Raw genomic sequence first — 19935 nt, 5'->3', positions numbered from 1 at the left:
CCGGGCTCACCTTCGATTCTTCCGGAACGATTATTTTGAGACCTCTTTGATCCAGCCAAAGAGACTGTCTCCGATCTGCATGTAACCACTGCCAGCCGGGTGGACGGCGTTATTTTGCCGGACCGTTTTCTCCGGGTTCTGTGCGTTCCAGGGAACACTCTTCGCGGGATAGTTGTGTGCGCAATCCAGATTCAGGTGTGTCGGAACCAGATAAATCTGTTGTTTTTCTTTGTCTCCGAAGTGAGAAGTGAGTCGCTCGACCACGCGATGTTGATTGCGTTTATACTGCCAACGGGTCTGTTGACGACCGTTGGTGGTGCTAAACGCATCTTGGGTCGCCGCGGGAGGCACTGGGAGCATGAAACCGATTTTTGTCTGGGGACTATAATCGTGGATCATCTTCACCAGAATATCGAGGTGATTGATCATTGTGTCTGTTCGCGCTTCGATGGTTTCATCGGTGGCAGAGTAAACATCATTAGGTCCCAGAAAGATTGTGACCAGATCCGGGGCTTTTCCTTCGTTGAACTCTTTACAGTAGCGCGGGAAGTCCAGCTTCGGTTTACCGTTTTCATCTGCGTATAAAAACGGGCTGCCTCGCTCACGGTAGTTTCCAGTGCGTGCTGTTTCTTTGAAGTGCGTAGCAAAACGCACGGCGGTCCAGCCACCATAACCTTCATGCTGCACGCCGGGATCCTTTTTGGGATTATGCGAACCGATCAGTTTGAGAGCAGGTCCTTGAAATTTCTGACTGAGTTCACGAACGTGTTTTGGATACATCGAGTTGTGCGTCAAACTGTCACCAATCATCAGGATGCTGGTCGTTTTCTCTTTACCGGCATCCTGGGGAACAACGCGGAGTCTCGATTCCTGCGAAGAGACGATCTGATTGTTCTGGTCAATTACATTCAACGTGAATTTGTAATCGCCGACTTCTTTTTCTTCTGGGGTGAAAGTCCAGCGTTCATTTTGCAAATGTCCTCTGGCGCAATGCACATCGAACACATAATTTGCGGGGTTCGTTACCAGACAAACGTTGTCAAAATAAACGTTGGTTTCAATACCGGGTACTGCATAAATAATGGCCGGCAGAATCAGCCTTACCGGATCTTGAACCTTCTGTTCGGTCTCAGGTTTTGTCGGCTCTCCTGCATGTGAGGTGCCATTGTGAAAGGTCAGGCAGATAATCAAGAGCAGTGCAAATCGAAATGCGGTATTCATTTTGCTTCCATTAAATAATTTGTTATCCAGACGAACCGACGGCTGCGTGAGTCACGGTCTGATACTGAGCGACTTTCTTAGTTTCGTTTAGTCTGAGAACGACTCGAAAAAAGAGGGACAGGTTTGTCGCCTGTCCCTCTGAGAATAATCATGTGCGGCAAATTATTTCTTGCCGATGCAGTAGAGCTTGTCTGTCATCTTCAGATAGACTTTTCCATCAGAGAAAACAGGAGTCGCTAAAGCGAATCCTTCCAGCGGGTTTTCCGAAACGACTTTGAATTGATCGCCTTGATCCAGAACAAAGGTCGTGCCATCTTCACGCGTCACATAAATGTGACCGTCCGCCAGAATGGGAGAAGCACTGAATTTGTAACGGCTGCGAGGCAAACGATCGCCCCAGATTTTTTTGCCGGTTTTGACATCAAAACAGAAGACCTCACCTTTGTCGGCACAGATATAGAAGCGGCCATTGATGGCAGCGGGTGTCGGAACGTCTGAGAACTCCCCTTTGGCTTCATTGGTCCAGGCAACATGGGACTTGGTAACGTCGCCGCTGCCGCCCAACTTAATTCCAGTCACAGAACCGCCACGAGCGTAGGGAGCAACCAGATATCCATCGCTGACTACAGGCGAAGAGATCGAACGGAAGTACTTATGCTGTGTTGGATTCAAGCCGCCAACCCGCCAGAGTTCTTTACCCGATCGGGCATCATGAGCAGTCACGTGATCTGCACCGAGTACATAAATCAGTTCTTTCCCGTCCTGATTGACGACAACGGGAGTCGAATAGCTCTGGTTGGCTTCTTCCGGTGCATCCAAATTGCGATCCTGCTTCCAGGCTTCTTTCCCGGTTGCTTTATCAAAAGCGACGAGATAAGAGTTGTCGCTCTGCATGCAGGCAATAACGATCAGGTCGTTCGTCAAAACGGGAGACGTTCCCAGGTCCCACCAGAGAGTGTCTTCGCCATACTCTTTCTGCAGGTTTTTCTTCCAGAGGATTTTTCCTTCCTTATTGAGGCAGGCCAAATCTCCACTCTTGAAATAGGTAAAAACGTATTGGTCGTCCGTTGCAGGCGAAGGGCTGCTGCCGCTTCCTTTTTTGTGTTTACCAGCGCGTTCGGTGCCGAATTCTGTCTCCCATTTTTTCTTGCCGGTACTTTTATTCAGACAGAGAACCTGGTTCTTGCCTTCGGAGGTTGTTGTCAGAAACAGGTCATCGCCCCAGATCACAGGAGTCGAACCACTGACGCCGGGAAAGTCGACTTCCCAGAGAATGTTTTTGGATTTGTCCCAGGAAACGGGGTAGCCGGTTCCCTGTGCGACGCCATTCGAAGTCGGGCCGCGCCAGCCAGGCCAGTTGCCGGCGAACGTGGCTGATGCGATCAACAGAGACAGCGTGACTGTTGCCAATAAAGCTTTCATTTGGTTACCTCAGGATTTGTGAGTCTTTAATGAACTGATTTCAGTGATCAATTCTTTTATCTGGTTGGATGACGTTTTTGGTGAGAACGCCGATTATAGCATAGCTGGAAAACGGATTTCATTCAGAATCGAAGTATTTTTCTACGATCCAGCGAGGTTGGTGCTGATCTGGTTTTCGCTTTCGGCCCGTTAAATCGATGTTTTGTGGCTTGGGATGATCAGATGTGAGGGCTTGCTTATCGTCCGTTTTTTTCTGCCAGTCCTTCAGCTGTGCCAGCATTTTCTGCACCCGTTCTTTCTGCCCCGGATTCTGAGACAGGTCTTTTAGTTCATGGGGATCTTGCTTGAGATCAAAGAGTTGCGTCTTATTGATTTGCGGATAGCGAATCAGCTTCCAGCGATCATCGCGAATCGCTCGCATTAAGTCTTCATAGGTCGTAAACAGCGAATCACGAACGCGATCCGTTTTCCCTCGCCAGATTGGTGCCAGATCCGAACCTTCCACTCCTGGCGGAACGGTGATGTGGGTCAAGTCACAGATTGTCGGAAAGATATCATAGAGGTAAACGAGCGCATCGCTCGATTTATTTTGCGGAATACCGGGGCCTTTAAAAATCAGCGGGGCCTTCATACTGTGCTCATACAGATTTTGTTTTCCCAGTAATCCATGACTGCCCATCGCCAGTCCGTGATCAGAAGAGAACACCACGATCGTATTCTTGTCAAATCCTTTCGCTTTCAGTGTCTCTAAAATCCGCCCGATGTGTGAGTCCATATCGGTAATCATCGCGTAGTATTCGGCAAGTTGTTCGCGAATGATTTCCGGCTGTCGCGGCCAGCCCGTTAATGCTTCATCCCGGCCCGTCATCCAGCCGTTGTGAAACGGATGTTGCGGCATGAAGTTATTGGGCAGTGGTGGATGTGCGTTTTCATAAGGTTTCATTGCCGAAGCAGGAGGCATGCGTGGATCGTGCGGCGCGGTGAAAGCAACGTAGGCGTAGAACGGTTTGTCCTCGGGCTGCTGCTTCAGAAAATCAACGGTCGCGTCAACAAACAGTTCGCTCGAAAACTTCGCGCCCTTCCGTTTGTTCTCAAACTTTCCATTCTTCAAATCAACGACGGGAACCTTTAAGTGATTTGACATCCCTCCGATGAGGGCGGCGGTGCCTGTTGTGAAACTTTTCTGGAATGAGTCACGGTGATTGTGCCATTTCCCCGTTCCAAATGTGGTGTAACCTGCCTGCTTCAATAATTGGGGCAGTGTGAGAACTCCCTTGAGGTCCATAGGCACATGATAGAGAGTGCGACCACTGTTCAGCATAGCGCGGCTCGGCTGGCAGACGGCGCCATGAATCGATCCCATACAAAATGCGTTCCGGAAACTGAAACCGGTTTTCACCAGTTGATCCAGATTCGGCGTTTTGATATGCGGATTATCATAAGCGGCCACTGCATCGGCCCGCTGGTCATCGCTAAACAGAAACAGAATATTAGGGCGAGACTTGCTTTGCGTCTCTGCTTCCAGTCGATTGAATGGAAGACAGAGTCCCACGAATACCAGTAAAGCGAAGAACAGGGTACGTCTCGATATTGTCATGGTGTCTATCCCGGGAACGTTTGAGCGACGGCTGGATGTACTTGTGAATAATGCTACAGGAAAATAAGTCAATTTTGAATTCTAACATGAATTACGAGTCAGTTCCTGCCAAATTCTCGATCCAAATCGGAAATCAGTCAATTTTGAAGAAGCGACGACCTTTGAGCTCAAAACGCGGCAATGAGCCGGGAGGCACCGCAGAAACTTCCGCCTGAAAGTTCAAACGGTCCTTAATTGCATTACTGACCTCTTTGATGAATTGCTGCTGCTGTGCGTCCGTCGTGATCGACTCAATCGGTTCCAGTTCGATTTTCATATGCTGCATCGAACGAATCGTACGAACCTCGATGCGATATTCTGCCAAATGATCGAACGTGCGAAGAATGGCTTCCAGACTGGAAGGGAAGACGTTATTGCCGCGAATAATTACCATGTCATCGGCGCGGCCCAGAATGCCTCCCTTCAATCGGAGTAATGAGCGGCCGGAAGGACAGGCGGCGGTATCTTCACAAACCAGATCTCCAGTGCGGTAACGAATCAGCGGCGAACCAATGCGTCCCAGATTGGTGATGATCAGCTCTCCCTGTTCCCCGCGTTCAACGGGTTGTAACGTTTCCGGATGCACGATCTCGGCGATGCATTCGGTTTCCAGAATATTCAGGCCTCCCGGATTTTCCAGCGGCTCTATTCCCAAGGCGCCAATTTCGGTCATGCCCCAATGATCGAAGACACGTGCTCCCCAGGCCTGACCAATCCGCAGTTTGGTGGCTTCGATATTACCCCCCGGTTCGCCGGCAACAATCAAAGCCCGCACACGACTGCCGGCAAGATTGATGTTCTCTGCTTCAGCGACTTCGGCCAGACGCAACGCATAGGTAGGCGTGCAGCAGACAGCGGTAATTTTATTATCCAAAATCATTCGCAGCCGCGCTTCACTTCCCATGCCACCTCCTGCCAGACAGAAATTGCCCAACCGTGTGGCACCTTCGAAGGCGGCCCAGAATCCGATAAAGGGACCGAAGGAAAATGGAAAGAAAACCCGGTCTTCCGGATAGAGGCCCACCATCCGATAAATTTGTGCCCAGCATTCGCCAAACCAGTCCCAGCTTGCTTTGGTATCCAGCCATCGCATCGGCGAACCGGTGGTTCCCGAAGTCTGATGCATGCGGGTGTACTGTTCTACCGGGTAGGTCAGGTTCGTCCCATAGGGCAGATGAGACAAATGATCTTCCACTAATTCGGATTTCGTTGTGACCGGCAATTTTTGCAGGTCGGACAGGCTTTGAATCGACTTAGCCGTCACCCCCGCTGCCTGCCACTTGTTCTGCCAGAAGGGATTCGCTGCAGAGACCGCTTTCACAAGTTCTTGCAGGCGCTGCAGTTGGCGTGCTTCGATTACTTCTCGATTCTGGTTTTCCGGCCGGTTTTGTGACTCATTCATGAAATTGCTTAATTGATTCATTCAGGGGCGTCAGTGAGGTTAGTTCAAGATATCCCTTATTCTGCCGCAACTTGAATGAATTTCCAACCTAACGGGGATTCTAGTACAGAAAATATCGCTGGGAACTGGGTTCGAGCTCAATCTGGAACCAGTTGATATTTAAAGGGTTATTGAAGTGAAACTATCTAACATGACCAATCCAACAAGCACTCAAGTCATGAAATGGCAAGGACGATGATATCGATACAGCAGGTTGTCCTGATTGACGAAAGAGATACGGTTCAGGTGAGAATCAGGATCGCCTGATCATTGACGACAACATAAGAACTGACATCCGGAGACGAGATATTTATGGTTGCGGACGGTAGTAAAGAGTTGAAGCTGGGATTCCTGACCACGATCGAATGCCCAGATGGCGCATTGATCGGGGGCTTACTGGTGACCAATCACTTTGGCAGGCCACTCGAATTTCAATGTACGACTCCAGTCAAACCAAACCGGACACAAGAGGTGTTATACGGTCCCACGCTGGTTCCTTTTTTAGTGGGTGAAGTGATCGGCCGGACGCTGGTCGAAAAGATGAATGTCAAACCGAATTTGATTCTAGTTGAGCAGGAACAGGCACTGGAGCTGCAGAATCATATTTCGATTCCCGTTGCGTTTTTGTCAGATGTCGAACAAGTTTTTGATGAAAACGCTGACTTTATCTGTGAACAAATAGGTCAGAACAGACTGCGATTCGATGCAGGCCATCAAACGGGGAAAGCTGCCATTGAAAATACCAGCAAAAATATCCCGACTGACGCCGATCTTGGGGAACCGTTTGAGCGTGTGCGTGAAGCCTTAAACGAAGCGGTCAAAATGGGATCTTCCCGTTGACGTTTTCCAAGCGGACGTGAAGAATTAATTCAAAGACACTTCGTTCAGAATCAGGCGGAAACGTGGAAGATTCAGGAATCAAATCAGACAGCGAAATAGAAACACGAAACGTAATCAGACATGCGGGTGGCCCCCACTTTCTCCCGCAGCCAGTGGTTCCTGATACGATCCCGATCTCTCAAGCCGATCGAGAGTTTCTCCAGCAGCAAATCGACAGCGCTGCTATTCCGTTGACGGTCTCGGCGTCTGTTTTTGCATCCGGTATGAATGGAGCGCTCACACGCAAGTTCAATCTGGAAACGTCATCAATCGAGTTACTGGATCGAGCTGGACTACAACCGAAATGGAAGCCGACGCGGCCGCGGGTAAAGACGTTTGGTATGACTTTTCCCGATGGTCTGGAGTTCATGCCTCTCAATGAGGAAAATGACCGCGATACCGAATCGACTCCGATCAAAGGGCCGAAAGTGGCGGACCCAGAGAATGCAGAACGCAAAAAAGCCACGCGTTTAAAGCCGCCGGCCAATGCCTTGTCACTCGAGGACCGTCTATTTTATTTACTGCAGCCGCCTCTGCAATCCTGGCTCGCGGGTCAGGAACTGCTGATGCCTTTCGAACCGTTCCCTTATCAGTATGAGGGGATTGCCTGGCTGTTTTCGCAGAAGGCGGCGTTACTCGCCGATGAGATGGGGCTTGGCAAAACGATGCAGACCATCACCGGAGTCCGGCTGTTATTGCGCAGCGGTCAGGTCCGTCGCATCTTATTGGTCTGCCCTAAGCCGCTGATTCCCAACTGGCAGCGCGAGTTTAAATTCTGGGCGGAAGAATTGCCAATCACAGTTGTGCAAGGCGATACGAATCGGCGCAAAATGATTTGGGAAATGCCGAACACCCCCATCCTCATTGCTAACTACGAATCAATGGCGCGTGATTTCGAAACCATGGGAGAAGAAAACATTCCCCGCTTTGATCTCGTGGTTCTCGATGAAGCACAGCGAATCAAAAATCGTGATTCCCGTACCGCAGAGGCTGCACGTTCGATTCCCCGCAAACGAAGCTGGGCACTCACCGGAACGCCAATTGAAAACCGGCACGAAGAGATGGCGTCTTTATTTGAATGGATGGAAATCATCCCGCCCCGAGGCACACCTGACTTACGACAGTTACAGGTTCTCTCTAAGGAATTCATTCTCCGGCGTACCAAAGATCTGGTGATGACTGATCTGCCGCCACGTCTCGATCGTCCTGCCTATCTGGAACTGAATCCGGCGCAAAAACATGCGTATGAGACGGCCGAGAAGGATGGTGTGATTCAGCTGAATGAAATGGGAGAATCCATTACCGTCCAGCACGTCTTTGAGCTGGTATTACGGTTGAAGCAGATTACGAACTTTGATCCGTTAACGGGCGACAGTTCGAAGCTGGATCGTCTGGAAGCAGACATGGAAGAAATTGCCGCCAGTGGAGGCAAGGCAATCTTATTCAGTCAATGGACGAAACCACTGGATTTGATGGCGGAACGACTGAAGCGATTTGGAACCCTGGTCTACCATGGTGGCATTCCCACGAAAAAACGCGAGCCGATTCTTGATCAGTTTAAACACGATCCAGACTCGCATCTATTGTTGATGAGTTACGGAACCGGCGCCGTTGGTTTAAACCTGCAGTTTGCCGGTTATGTGTTCCTGTTTGATCGCTGGTGGAATCCCGCGATTGAAGATCAGGCGATTAACCGCGCTCACCGGATCGGGCAGAAAACGCAGGTGATTGTCACAAAATTCATCTGCAAAAACACGATCGAAGAACGCATCGACATGGTGTTGGAACAGAAGCGGGAACTGTTTCGAGCGATTCTGGGTGATGGCGATACCACATGCGAATCACGGAGTCTGACCGCTGCGGAAATCTTCGGCTTATTCGACCTGAAGCAGAAAAAAGGGGACGTCACCACAAAGATCGCTCCCCAAATTCTGAAAAAACCAGCTGCCTGAGATTCGTATAATTATTTTGACGTCAATGGGCTGGACGTCATAGCGCCAGTTTCGTCAGTGACATTGATAAACCAGATTTTGGTTCCTTCAGGTGGGGCAGCACCGGAGATCGTTGTTCCTTCCACGTGCAATGGAATTGCGTGCCATTTTCTTTCAGGATTAGGGCCTTCGTCTGTCGTATACTGCAGAACGGCTGTTTTGATTTTGACCGGTTGAGCCAATTCAGCATTCACCTGCGTTCCGTTAATTTCTGGCTTCTTGATGACAGGCAGCGGCGCCTCATCCTTCAGCTTTTCATTAATAAAACGTGCGATTTCCTCTGGCTTCCAGCCCGCAGGATGACTGTGCCCCATCTTAACTTCGATGCGAATATTTCGCGGCGTCGTTTCCCCAACCGCTTCATAGCTGCGCTGATAAGCACTTAACCAGTACGCGAAATCATTCGTCCCATTAACAAAGAAAATTGGCATCTGAACGGCACGCAGATAGTGACCTGGATCATAGAGTTGCATCCAGCGTTTGGCATCTTCGGGAGGCAATCGGTAAATTGAGTTTTCGAAGACAGAATGATTGTCCAGAAAACCACAGCCATAAACGGGGACGGCCGCTTTGAAACGATTGTCAAGCCCGGCGACAATGCACGTCAGATAGCCACCCCACGAAATGCCTGTGACAGCCGTTTTATCTTTGTTTACTTCAGGAAAAGAGCGAATTAATGAGTGGGCTAATATTGCATTGGCAGGAGCATGGTAGCACCAGTGTTCCGATTGATCATCTTTGACTGCGTTAAACTTTTCGACGTGTGATTGATTAGGGCCCCCCTCTGGCAAGCGCGTTCTGTTTTCTTTTTTATGGGGATTCTTCTCTTCCGCAGGGCGGCTGCCAGCTAAGTCCATCGCGATCGCAGCGTAGCCTTTCTTCGCCCATAATTCGGCCCATTCACGAAACGCCGTGCCTCCACCGCCGTGAATCAATACAATCCCGGGATACCGCGCCGGTTGATCCCCTTTCAGTCCCAGTGTTTGAGGAGAAGCATAATAAGCAAAGACCTTCGTGGGTTTGCCACGATACTCTAATCCCTGGTACACCAGTGATCTGACCGGCGATTTTTCATCGACCCATTCGAATGCAGGTGCCTGGCTGAGTGCTTTTAAATCCCAGGGAGTCGTTTCAGGCAGACGGGGATCTGGTGTAATCAAATCGGCAGCCTGCAGGAAGCCGGAGGCAAGCAGAGAGAATACGAAGAAAAACAGAAGCGTTCTGGAGTATCGAGACAGATTCATGAAAGTCACCACCGGCATTGCAAGGAAAAATTGGAATGAACGATGATTATCTGATATCGAAACAGGGTTCGCAATAGCGGGGCCCAATTCGGCTCAAGCGAGACCTGTTTAAAACAACAGGCGGTAGAGCGCAGAGCTGAAAATGATCCCAATGGTAATGACCGAACCAATAATGCTGACACAGACCGCAGCGGTTCCCGCCTTAAACATATTTTGGGATTCTTCCGGTAACTGTTTCCCGAGCAGATTCCAGATCGATTTCAAAACCTGATTGAACATCTGGGCGCAAAGAACAGTTGTGATTGACAAAATAATAATGGCCCAGTGTGTCACCGAGAGCCCCAACAGCATTGCGGTTGCAATGACGGCACTTCCAGTGAAAAAATGGATGAAGAAAGTGCTGTCCAGGCGAATTCCAAATGTGATGCCTCGTTCCGCATCAACGAGACGTTGTCTCCATTCAGGCCGCAGCTTCGTTGTAACTTCACACCGTCCCGAGTCGGCACGGTGTTTTTTGATCTGAGTTTTCTGTGATTTAATCACCGTCGAGATTCCTATTATTATTGTGCTGCACTACTAAATAAGGAAGAGAAATCAGCTGGGCCCGTACCAAAGTTTCCAAACCGTGGCATGATGGTTAAGCCGATACCGGCATTTCCGGTACTTTGGTCGTATGTCATTCCCAGACTCATGAGGAAGTCGGCACCTGTCCTGGTAAGCGAAAGCGTCTGTCCGCGGTTGATATTTTCTCCCAAGTCGTAAGCGGTGCTGATACCGGCACTCCATTTTTGGCTCATCACATAGCCTAGACTGGCTGACAAAATCTGGCTGTCGAGACCGCCGCCCCCTTTAATCTGCTGCATTGCAACATTGACTGTCAAACGATTGGTTCGCTGGCTGGTTAGTGAGACGTCCCAAAGTTTTTGTCCGCCGTCGAACAAATCGTAATAGGCGTTTGCCGCGACGGTTGTGCGGTCGCCTAGAAACCATTGATAATGTCCGCCGAGTAGACCAAGGTCTTCCCCAAAATTATCACGATCTGCATTCGGGAAGTATGAGGCTTCGAGGTCTAAGGTCATCCAGTCTTTGATACGTTGTTGATCAGGGGGGCCGGTCTTTGTTTGCAGGCGATGACGCCAGGCCATTCGTAATACTTGTTGATCATCGACCAGTTCATAATAAGGGTCTGTCACACCACGACCCGCACCAGTTCGAACGGCATAAAAACGAGGATCAAACTGAGGCGGTAAGACTCCGCCAAATGTGTTAGTTACCAGTCGTTCCCGGAAGCGTTCCTGCGCATTGTCGTCAAATTCATTGTATTGCGCGATGTTACTCAGGTTCTCACTGGAATCACTGAATGAGTAATCGGTTTCCAACACCATTTTATGCGCCAGCCCATTCAGATTAAAAAATGGACTGTACACATCAGGAAAAATGCGTTCAAACATGATGCTGCTGCGCAAACCCGCCGAACCGTAGAGCCGATCGATTGTCTGCTGTTGCAGCCCTTGTTCCCAGTACGCGGCTTCACCCATGACATAGGGAACCATTTTAATCGGCCCCAGATTGAAGGGAGCTTCCAGTTGATTCCGCGTCATCGCCACCAGACCTTGCGAGTCGGCGATAAATGGCAGTGGTGTGAAGACATCCTGCGTCGGGTTATAAGGAGCCGCTGCAGGTTTTAATTTTCCATAACCGACTGACGAATGTGAAGTCCAGCTTAGCAGATTTCCGAACAACGGTTCCCCCAGCAGGAAGAGGTCTGCTTTGGGAAGCCAGTCGGTTGTGTCGTCGAAATTATTCAACTTGGTCCTTCCAATCACCGACCAGGACCAGTTCTCCTGCTGCTGTTTGAGATGCAGCAACGTTTCGACATCTTTTGCCGTGTCGAATTCCGATTCAAAATATTCTTCCTGAAAGTTGCGGTCCGAGATCAAGCCACCTTCACCGGTCAGCGTCATTCCAAACGGTGACTCTTGTCGATGATGCATATTGATCAAGTAACGGTCTTTTGTCGATGGAATTAATGCACGACGATCCAACCCCAGATTATCCGTTCCGGAATCGTGGATATAAAACATTTTCGCATCGCCGTTGAATACATTATCGAAACCAAGCAGATTCGAACCCTTATAGTCTCCTGATTGTCCGAGACCGACTCCGCGATAAGAGTAGTAATCCACTTGCCCTTTCCAGGTGGTCCCCGGTTGGCGTTCGAGCCCTAACAGCTTAAACATATCCCATTCTGTTTCGGCCTGGAAACCGAAGATGCGGTCATTGCCAAATCGTAAGCCCGTGAGCGGAAAATAAATGTCTTCCGCAGGACTGGTCACGTAAGGCAGATACAGCAGAGGAACATCCCCAATCTGGAATGTATTATTGGAACTCGAAATCCAGGCACGTCGATTGGGCACCGGCTGACCTGTCATGGGATCCAGTTCCATGGAGCCGGAACCGAGCCAGGGCGTGGAATAGCGATCCTCAATAAAGATGTCGGATGATTGAATCCGATAACCGGGTTTTCCAAACTGGCTGCCTGTGGCCCAGGCATCTTGTGCGAGATAAGCGCCTTTTGATAGCTGGCGAATCTGACTGGCACGAACCCGAATATTTTCTCCCACTTCAGAGATATGAGTTTTGAGTTCTGCGTCCAACATGACGGCCCGTTCTTCCCGGGCATCGTAAAAGGCACGGTTCGCTTTCAGGTGGTAAGTCCCCTGGCGAATTTCGATATTGCCTTCAAGATAGATTTCAAAAGGAGTTTCCTTTGACTGACGGATCTCAGAGTTGAAGTTCTGTGTATCTCGCCCGTCCGTCCAGATAATAATCCGGTCGGCAGACATATCGACCATTCCCAAACCATCCACGCCGTCGATCAATAAATTCACGCCGCCTGTGATCACCCAGATCTGTTCGGGGGGAACGGTATGCGTCGAAGGAAAACTCTGGACGTTATACGGGACCGCACTCCGCGGAAATAATCGGATTCTGCGAAAGCCTACATTCAGTTCCTGTTCCGGAACAGGAGCAAACTCCGGCCCTTCCATAGGTGTTTCTTCAACAATAAACTGGGCGCGTTTTAGCTGGTGATCATGGGGAATGCCGCGCTGCTGGGTGGCTCGTTTCAACAATGGATCATCATCGGAGCCGATATTCGCTGAAGGACGTCGGATCTTGGCTTTGACCCCATTTTGCGTGACCAGGTTGACCAGCAAACTGTTTTCGTTTTTTGACTCGCCGGGAAGATCAACACGAACTTCTCCTTCGAGGTAAACAGAAACACGATCGGTATTTCTGATTTTGCGATGCCAGATCACCATCTGTCGCGAACGCAAAACCGCATCGCCTTGCTGAATACGGCAGTTGCCTTTCAGGATCGAAACTTTGACAAAATTTTCTTCCCACTGTTGTGAATACTCGGCTGAGATTTCAATTGGTTCTGCTTCAGAAGGTTCAAACTCAGCTTCTTCATAAGAGGCTTTGGGGGCACCGAAAAAACTGGTTTGTGCAGGCGCAATCGTGGCCGCTCCGCCAAGCATTGTTAATAAAACAAACGCTTGCCAGAGGATGTGCGAAACATACCGGGAAACGGAATTAATCTCGCCCGACACGGGCACTCCTGAAGTGATAACCGAGTAGGTCAATCTTCTGATGAAGGGGATGGTCTGGTTTGAATACCCCACGCTTGCCGAAACGACAAAAAAAATGCAGGGTAACGGGTCGAGGTCAGCAGGCTCGAATGTCGTCTGCTGGACCAGGGTAAATGGGCGCGGATTATAGGCCGCTTTCCGAAAGAGTGTCAATAACAGTTGACCGGCAGACGCGGCTCAATGAAGGGTTGTAACCTACTGCCCCATCATCCCTTAGGACGATTGAGATCCGCTTCGTTTGTAGCCGCTCCGAATTTGAAAAATCGAGCAGCGTGAGACCATCCATAAACGCTCAAAAGTGCAATCGCCGGCACGAGCGGAGCCCGCATTCGCATGTTGGTCCAGTAGAAAAGATGTACCAGCGTAAAACTGAAAAGCAACCAGATAAGCGGCCCCCATCCTTTCTCTCTCTTCCAGGTTACCAGAAATAGTCCCCCCAGACAGCCGATGAGAATCATTGTGTAATAACCGGCGATGCCCCAGCTGAATATGGAATGTGAAGTAATCGTAGAACTTGTCAGCGGAGAAATATTCCAGAAACGTTTCAATCGCAGCAGGCAAGACTGTACAAACAGATCAGGCTGCGCCGCGATATAGTGTTTTGCCCGCTGATACATCCAGCGATCTCGCTCCTGCTCTGTTTTGATCGGCGGATCTGACTGCGCAATATCCTGTTCCAGACTTTTTTGCCAGGCATGCAGGCTTTCCCCAGACCAGACCGCTCCCCACGGTTGCTGGACAACTTCTTTATAAAAGACCGGATTGTTACCCAGCAGCAAGGTGTAGCCGCCATGCGTGGTTGACAGAATCGGAGAGTGAAACACCAGCAGATTCCGAATGACCCAGGGAGAAACGGCTAGCATAATACCGGCTGCCAGGACAGCAAGTTGCTTCACTTCGCCTCGTTCGAATAAATCAGTTTTGAGGCTGCGAAAACGAAGTAACAATGCGTTGGCACATCGAAAAACCAGCCAGATTCCGAAGAACGCCAGATAAGTCGGGCGGCATAGAATCGCCAGTCCCCAGACAAGGCCGGTCCAGAAAAATAGTGGAACGCGCGCCCCCGTTTCGGATGACGCCGGTGCTGCGGACATACTAGTGACCAGCAGATAGAGTAATAGGCTCGTAAGACAGGCGGCAAGTACTTCCGTCATGGCATAGGTCGTGTATTGCAGCAGAATCGGGTCCGTGGCGACAATTGCAGCAGCCATCAGTGCGGCTCCTCCCAATTGAAGCTGTCTTCCCGTTTTCCAGGTAAACCAGACAGTGAGCAATCCCAGAATAATTTGTACAACGCCGACACCAATCGAACCGGCTTTGAGATAATATATCACCGATAACAGGCAAGGATACAGGGGAGGCCGAAACGCCGTCGGACGAATTTCAGTCTCCTGTGCGCGATTGCTGGAAGAAAACCCGTTTCCCGCCGCCAGATTCTCGGCAATCGCAATATAAGCATCTCGATCCTGCTGTAATTGATCCGATTGGAAAGAAACGAGCCCCAGGCGCAGCCCGCCGGCTAGAAATAAAATCAGCAGTAATGTGATGGTATAGCGTCGTGGTTGCGTCACAGAAACAGATCCGTCGAGTTCAGAAGGGAAAGACTCCTAAAGTATGCAGGTCTGTCACGGAAGAAACAAGGGGTTACTCAACAGGCTGAGAGGTCATTTTTTTAGATAGAAATAATGGCCCCCTGCCAAAAAACGTTCGCTCAGAGGTGAAATCATGATTCTTCTGCGATATAGTCCGTCATGAGTGTCTGAGTTGTTGTGTTGCTCTGGGATCATTTCTGTATCACAGTAGCGGGCCAGTTTTTTCAGCATTAGTTGCCTTGCAGGCAGTAGGATACGGTCTTTCTTTATGAGTAGTCACCCGCGGCGATGGCTTGAATCATTGGTAGATCGTCTCTACAAACTGCGTTGGATACTGTTACTGATTTCTATGGTTTTAACCGGCCTGGCCATCTTTCCGGCCTCGCAGCTGACCTTTGAACAATCAATTGAATCCCTGTATGCCAAAGATGACCAGCATTTACTGGATTACTTGGAGAGCAAAGCCTTATTCGGTGGCGATGAATTTGTCTTCGTGGCGTACACCACGCCCCATTTATTAGAACCGGAAAGCCTGGTCGAAGTCCGCAGGTTTTCAGAGGAACTCAGCAAAATACCAGGCGTCAATGCGGACGTGACACAGAATCTGGCGGATGCACTTTCCCCGCCCAAACTCAATTTTATTCTCCGCGCTCTCATTCGACGGAAACAGGATGAACTCACAAAGCTGTTTCGCGGCGTTCTGATCGGGGACGACAATCAAACCACCGCCATCGTGCTGCGTCTTTTGCCGGAAGAAGATTCTCCTGTTCCGCGCGCCCAGACCTTTCGCATGATTCGCCGCCTGGCAAAGGCCCATACGCCACTAGCCTACGTCGTTGGCGAACCGGTGCAGGTGCACGACATGTTCCGTTATGTCGAAGAAGATGGGGATATCCTGTTCAAGGTCTCTCTCAATCTGCTAGCACTGGTTTTGTTTCTGTTATTTCGACGGTTACGCTGGGTGATGCTGCCATTGCTGGTTGTCATCTGCTCCATTTTATGGACGGAAGCCATTCTGGTCCTGGGGAATTTCCAGTTAAGTATGGTCAGCTCCATGCTCAACTCGCTAGTGACCATTATCGGCATTGCCACAGTCGCACATGTTGCGGTCCACTTTCAGGAATTGCAGCGCAATAATATTTCGCGACCCCGAGCCATTCGCCAAACCATGGTGGAATTATTACCGGCGATCTTCTGGACCTGCGCCACCACAGCCGCTGGCTTCGCTTCGCTGCTGACAAGTGAAATTGCCCCTGTTCGAAGTTTCGGAATTATGATGGCTTTGGGAACGATGTTCGTACTTTTAGCGGCAACAATCCTGCTGCCGGGCGGAATCTCGTTAGGCCATCTCAGCGCACCACTCAAGCATTCTTCGGAAAAAGGGCTCGAACGCCTGTTGAAAAAAGTCTGTATCGGTACAGAGCGTTATCCCAAACTGTTACTGGGGGCAACGCTGTTTTTCGTTCTCTTCGCCGCAGCTGGTTTCTATCGTTTGAAAGTCGAAACAGATTTCAGCAAGAACTTTCGTGATTCGAGTGATATTGTCAAGTCGCTCAACTTCGTCGAGACCCGACTGGGAGGCGCCTCGACCTGGGAGGTAAACTTCCCCGCACCACCTCAACTGACTGAGGAATATCTAGATCGCGTGCGTGCTTTGGCAAAAGATCTGGAGCAGGTCAACCCGCCGGGCAAACAACAGTTAACCAAAGTAATTTCCATCACCGAAACACTGGATTTTATACCGAAAATCCCCTTTGCATCAGACCCGCTGAAATCCAAACTGGATCAAATCAAAACGCTGCAGCCCGATTTTGAAAGCAGTCTCTATAACTCTGAAACAGGACGTATGCGCATTGTTTTGCGGGCACTCGAACGTCAGTCGGCTGAAGAAAAACTCTCGCTGATTCACAAGGTCGACTCTCTCGCAAAGAAGCACTTTCCGGGAGCCGACGTCAAACAGACTGCCGGCGATTCAACCCTAAAATCCGTGGAACCAGGCAAAGCAGCCGGAATCTTTATCCTGCTGGCTTACCTGATTGACAGCCTGCTCAAAGACCAGCTTTTCAGCTTTCTGTTAGCCGGTGCCAGTATTCTGGCGATGATGACCATCGCGTTTCGCAGCTTGAAAATTGGTCTGATTTCCATGGTTCCGAATCTATTTCCCATCGTGCTCGTCGTCGGTGCAATGGGCTGGTTTGGTCTGCCTTTAAATATTGGAACTGCCATGATCGCCAGTGTCTCTATGGGGCTGACGACAGATTCCAGTATCCATTTCATCACAGGCTTCCTAAGAGAACGTTCCCGCGGCGCTTCGATTACCGATGCATTACGACGGACTCACCAGAGTGTCGGCCGGGCGATCATTTTTGCTACCTGTGCTCTGGTCGCCGGCTTCAGCGTGCTCACGTTATCGCACTTCATTCCTCTGATCTACTTTGGGGCGCTAGTCAGCGTCGCCATGATCGGGGGTATGTTAGGTTCGCTGATTTTACTGCCGATCCTGTTACGCTTGTTTTATACCGATAACAGAGAATCAGCTGCGTAACGGCAACGGTTTGTATTTTCGCTGATCCATCCCTACGTAGCGCGATAAAGGCTGATACAGATGATTGTTCTCTGTCTGCTCAATAATATGCGCGACCCAGCCGACCAAGCGTGAAACAGTAAAAATCGGCGTGAACAGTTCGGGTTCAAAGCCCAGATAATGCAGCAGGCGGCTGGCATGCCATTCGACACGAGGATGAACTTTCTGGATCTTTCCCATCATGTCTTCGATGGTGTCAGCGGCTGTTTCCATCTCTGTTTGCCCCAATGCACTCGCCAGCTGAGAACAATAGGCTTTCAAAACAGTCGACCGCGGATCGCGGCCTTTGTGGGAGGAACTTTCAAAACCCAACACACGTTTTCCTTTGGTGATTTCCTGGCAAACCCAGTCTTCTGCATTGCCAGAATACATCGCTTCCTGCAAAGCATCCAGAACTCCTGCTCCGGAACTGCAATGCAACTGGCCGTTGATCGAACCGATGGCAGAACACACGGCGGAATACAGCGGGCTGCCCGTGGATGCCACGACACGCGCGGCAAATGTGGAAGGAGCCAATCCATAATCAGCATACATAATCAAAGCGGCATTAAACGCTTCTTCTTCCAGTTGAGAAGGTTCATCCCCTTTCAACATATACCAGAAACTGCCGGCGTACGAATGATGAAAATTCGGTTCGACCGGCGTCGATCTATTAACCTGATGGTATCGATAGGCAATCAACTGAGGCAACATGGCCAGCATGTATTGGGTATTCGAGACCTCCGACATAAACATGCCGTATTCCATTTGCGGATCAAAATGCGCCAACAGACTCACGCCCGTACGAATGACTTCCATCATATCGATATGGGAAGGAATCGCTTGAACGGTGGCGATGACCGGTTGAGGCAGGGAACCGCTTTCAACCAGCAGTGTTTGAAAGTCAGCCAGTTGCTCATGACTGGGAAGCTCGCCGTGCAACAGCAGGTAAGCAACTTCAATAAACAACGCTTCCTTGGCTAGCTCATCGATCGGATATCCGCGATAGGTCAAACCATCCTGAACCTGGGATATCTCAGTCTCTGTCGCAATGATCCCGGATAAGCCGGGGCGATAAGGGTGACGTTCCATGTCGATAACCTTCCGCTCTTCCTGATTTGGTTAATAATAGGCAGTCCATTCCTTCACTACTATAACTGATATCCAAAACAGAATCGACAGCCCTTGAGGGGCGATTTCCCGAAGATTAGGGAAATAATTTACAGGTACGGTCTCTTGTAAGACGGCCTATTTTTACTCTGGCCTATAATTCGCTGAAATAAACCAGGAAACGGGACTTCAGGAATCGTCGTCCGTTGAAATCAGTCGGCCTGCCCCCGTATCAAGCAATTTTTGTGCGGCCTGAATTCCAATCTCGGCCGCTTCTTCAAAAGTACCGCTGGCGGTCGCCGTAATCCGTTCTTGTCCATCAGCACTTAAAACAACCGCTTCCAGAGTCAGCTCGTTGTCTTTAATTTGGGACAGCGCGCCAATCGGCGCATGGCAGCCCGCACGTAGAAACGCCAACAGACTTCGCTCTGCAGTGGTGGCGGCTTTTGTAGACTCGTCCGAAATCGCATTCAAGAGAGACCCCGTTTCGTTGTCATCAGCACGACACTCGATACCCAGCGCCCCTTGTCCGACGGCAGGATAAACATCCGGCGGAGTCAGTAACAACGAAGTGCGTTGCTCCAGTAACTCCAGACGTACCATACCCGCTTCCGCCAGACACAGTGCATCGTATTCACCCGCGTCCAGTTTTTTCAGCCGCGTTTCGACATTGCCGCGAACCTCCAGCATCTGCAGGTCCGCGCGATGATTCAATAGTTGAGCACGTCGGCGCAAGCTGCCAGTTCCAATCCGGGCATCAGCGGGTAGATCTGAAATGCTGTTGACCGCTGCTGAACCTTGAGGAAAAATTAATACGTCATACAGCGGGCCTCGTTCCGGAATACCCGCAAGCTGTAAGCCCGGCGCCTGCTCGGTTGGTAAATCCTTTAAGCTGTGAACGGCGAGATCGGCGCGGCCGTCGAGGACCGCTTTCTGAACTTCGCGCGTAAACACGCCGAGTCCGCCGAATTCTGACAGTGGGGAAGTCAGGTCGCGGTCACCTTCCGATGTAATATGCACAATTTCGATCGGGCGGTCGATCGAAATTGATTTCAGCAGGTCCGAAACATAATAGGCTTGCCAGAGCGCCAGGCGGCTGGCACGGGTCGCAATCCGCAAAGGACGTTGTTCAGACGTCTGGTTCATCAATTACTTTCTAGATACTTGTAGTTCAATCTGCACT

The 19935-nt window shown here is 50.1% G+C and carries 13 protein-coding genes; 3 read left to right on the top strand and 10 right to left on the bottom strand.

Annotation, left to right across the window (positions count from 1 at the left end; translation table 11 throughout):
• Nucleotides 1-30 precede the first annotated feature (30 nt).
• The 4 genes from AAC022_RS15585 to AAC022_RS15570 all read right to left on the bottom strand — a co-directional run bounded on the left by AAC022_RS15585 (nt 31) and on the right by AAC022_RS15570 (nt 5702).
• The gene (locus AAC022_RS15585) at nt 31-1221 is read right to left on the bottom strand and encodes an SGNH/GDSL hydrolase family protein (RefSeq protein WP_339732387.1); all 1191 of its coding nucleotides are present in this window, start codon (nt 1219-1221) and stop codon (nt 31-33) included.
• A 162-nt stretch (nt 1222-1383) separates the two neighbouring features.
• Nucleotides 1384-2643, bottom strand: coding sequence for a PQQ-binding-like beta-propeller repeat protein (locus tag AAC022_RS15580; RefSeq protein ID WP_339732386.1), 1260 nt, complete (start codon nt 2641-2643; stop codon nt 1384-1386).
• Nucleotides 2644-2761: 118 nt separating this feature from the next.
• Complete coding sequence (locus AAC022_RS15575; protein ID WP_339732383.1) at nt 2762-4240, bottom strand: sulfatase-like hydrolase/transferase; 1479 nt, start codon at nt 4238-4240, stop codon at nt 2762-2764.
• A gap of 133 nt (nt 4241-4373) precedes the next feature.
• Entirely contained in the window at nt 4374-5702 is a 1329-nt protein-coding gene (locus AAC022_RS15570) for an AMP-binding protein (protein ID WP_339732381.1), read from the bottom strand.
• Nucleotides 5703-6032: 330 nt separating this feature from the next.
• Here AAC022_RS15570 and AAC022_RS15565 point away from each other — a divergent pair, with 330 nt between their 5' ends.
• The gene (locus tag AAC022_RS15565; protein WP_339732379.1) at nt 6033-6560 is read left to right on the top strand and encodes a hypothetical protein; all 528 of its coding nucleotides are present in this window, start codon (nt 6033-6035) and stop codon (nt 6558-6560) included.
• A 62-nt stretch (nt 6561-6622) separates the two neighbouring features.
• Nucleotides 6623-8551 (top strand): DEAD/DEAH box helicase, encoded by a 1929-nt coding sequence (locus AAC022_RS15560; protein ID WP_339732377.1) that lies wholly within the window; start codon nt 6623-6625, stop codon nt 8549-8551.
• Nucleotides 8552-8562: 11 nt separating this feature from the next.
• On the opposite strand, the gene AAC022_RS15555 is transcribed toward AAC022_RS15560, so the two are convergent.
• From AAC022_RS15555 to AAC022_RS15540, 4 genes are all read right to left on the bottom strand, one after another.
• Nucleotides 8563-9834 (bottom strand): alpha/beta fold hydrolase, encoded by a 1272-nt coding sequence (locus AAC022_RS15555; protein ID WP_339732375.1) that lies wholly within the window; start codon nt 9832-9834, stop codon nt 8563-8565.
• Nucleotides 9835-9942: 108 nt separating this feature from the next.
• A complete protein-coding gene (locus AAC022_RS15550) occupies nt 9943-10377 on the bottom strand; it encodes a diacylglycerol kinase (RefSeq protein ID WP_339732373.1) in 435 nt (144 codons plus the stop codon).
• A gap of 17 nt (nt 10378-10394) precedes the next feature.
• Nucleotides 10395-13448, bottom strand: coding sequence for a hypothetical protein (locus tag AAC022_RS15545; RefSeq protein WP_339732371.1), 3054 nt, complete (start codon nt 13446-13448; stop codon nt 10395-10397).
• A 245-nt stretch (nt 13449-13693) separates the two neighbouring features.
• Nucleotides 13694-15058, bottom strand: coding sequence for a glycosyltransferase family 39 protein (locus AAC022_RS15540; protein ID WP_339732370.1), 1365 nt, complete (start codon nt 15056-15058; stop codon nt 13694-13696).
• Nucleotides 15059-15347: 289 nt separating this feature from the next.
• Here AAC022_RS15540 and AAC022_RS15535 point away from each other — a divergent pair, with 289 nt between their 5' ends.
• Nucleotides 15348-17624 carry an MMPL family transporter gene (locus tag AAC022_RS15535; RefSeq protein WP_339732369.1) on the top strand — a complete coding sequence of 759 codons (2277 nt, stop codon included), beginning with the start codon at nt 15348-15350 and terminating at the stop codon, nt 17622-17624.
• On the opposite strand, the gene AAC022_RS15530 is transcribed toward AAC022_RS15535, so the two are convergent.
• Nucleotides 17613-18734 (bottom strand): citrate/2-methylcitrate synthase, encoded by a 1122-nt coding sequence (locus tag AAC022_RS15530; RefSeq protein WP_339732367.1) that lies wholly within the window; start codon nt 18732-18734, stop codon nt 17613-17615. The genes AAC022_RS15535 and AAC022_RS15530 overlap by 12 nt on opposite strands.
• A 207-nt stretch (nt 18735-18941) precedes the next feature.
• The gene (gene hemC, locus AAC022_RS15525; RefSeq protein WP_339732364.1) at nt 18942-19898 is read right to left on the bottom strand and encodes a hydroxymethylbilane synthase; all 957 of its coding nucleotides are present in this window, start codon (nt 19896-19898) and stop codon (nt 18942-18944) included.
• Nucleotides 19899-19935: the final 37 nt, after the last annotated feature.

It is taken from the genome of uncultured Gimesia sp., from assembly GCF_963976445.1.
Taxonomy (GTDB): Bacteria; Planctomycetota; Planctomycetia; order Planctomycetales; family Planctomycetaceae; genus Gimesia.
This window is presented reverse-complemented; position numbering and strand designations above follow the sequence as displayed.

Coding starts and splice junctions, on each gene's coding strand:
- AAC022_RS15575 (WP_339732383.1), bottom strand. CDS start 4,240: ATGACAATATCGAGACGTACCCTGTTCTTCGCTTTACTGGTATTCGTG.
- AAC022_RS15585 (WP_339732387.1), bottom strand. CDS start 1,221: ATGAATACCGCATTTCGATTTGCACTGCTCTTGATTATCTGCCTGACC.
- AAC022_RS15570 (WP_339732381.1), bottom strand. CDS start 5,702: ATGAATCAATTAAGCAATTTCATGAATGAGTCACAAAACCGGCCGGAA.
- AAC022_RS15555 (WP_339732375.1), bottom strand. CDS start 9,834: ATGAATCTGTCTCGATACTCCAGAACGCTTCTGTTTTTCTTCGTATTC.
- AAC022_RS15535 (WP_339732369.1), top strand. CDS start 15,348: ATGAGTAGTCACCCGCGGCGATGGCTTGAATCATTGGTAGATCGTCTC.
- AAC022_RS15580 (WP_339732386.1), bottom strand. CDS start 2,643: ATGAAAGCTTTATTGGCAACAGTCACGCTGTCTCTGTTGATCGCATCA.
- hemC (WP_339732364.1), bottom strand. CDS start 19,898: ATGAACCAGACGTCTGAACAACGTCCTTTGCGGATTGCGACCCGTGCC.
- AAC022_RS15565 (WP_339732379.1), top strand. CDS start 6,033: ATGGTTGCGGACGGTAGTAAAGAGTTGAAGCTGGGATTCCTGACCACG.
- AAC022_RS15530 (WP_339732367.1), bottom strand. CDS start 18,734: ATGGAACGTCACCCTTATCGCCCCGGCTTATCCGGGATCATTGCGACA.